Source organism: Streptococcus sp. 3167 (assembly GCF_013277175.1).
Classification (GTDB): domain Bacteria; phylum Bacillota; class Bacilli; order Lactobacillales; family Streptococcaceae; genus Streptococcus; species Streptococcus pseudopneumoniae.
Genome location: NZ_VMML01000027.1, coordinates 1 through 651 on the forward strand (window position 1 = coordinate 1; position 651 = coordinate 651).

Genomic DNA, 651 nt, shown 5'->3' on the forward strand with positions numbered 1-651 from the left:
TATTTTTGAATGTTTGGAATGCTTTTTAAAACTAAATGACTATAAAATGAAATAAGAATAGGACAAATCGATCAGGACAGTCAAATCGATTTCTAACAATGTTTTAGAAGTAGAGGTGTACTATTATAGTTTCAATCTACTATATAAAAACGCATAATAGCGAGTGTACAGTGTACCTCAATACTATGCGTTTTATTGTGGGAAGACTTATTGGACTTTCGCTCAAGTAGAGTTTTTACTCAATTTCCTCACTGGATTGGGATTGAAATTCCAATTAATTTCTCTGAGTAGAGTGTCTTGATATTGGCTTCATCAATAGAGTTCTTATTAATTTTACGTTTCAAGAAAAATTCTTGAATGGTTTCGATTTCAGGCTCACGAATAGCACGGTGTTTGTTTGAGATGAGGATTTCATAGTGAAGCGGCGCTTGGGTAAAAATAACATCTGTATTCCCTGCAGAATAAACCTCAACAAGGGTTGCATCGGTACTTTCTAGCTGATTTTTTACAAGTTGCGAGTGTGAGTTTGTCGTATTGATAAGCTTCATAATATTTCCTCCGATTTTCTAATTCTATTATAGCACTTTTTGAATAAAGTCGCTTGATTTATACTCAATGAAAATCAAAGAGCGAACTAGGAAGCTAGCCGCA

1 protein-coding gene is annotated in these 651 nt (G+C 33.9%); it reads right to left on the reverse strand.

Annotation, left to right across the window (positions count from 1 at the left end; translation table 11 throughout):
* Positions 1–248: 248 nt before the first annotated feature.
* The gene (locus HT678_RS04630) at positions 249–548 is read right to left on the reverse strand and encodes a DUF1827 family protein (protein WP_000767186.1); all 300 of its coding nucleotides are present in this window, start codon (positions 546–548) and stop codon (positions 249–251) included.
* Positions 549–651: the final 103 nt, after the last annotated feature.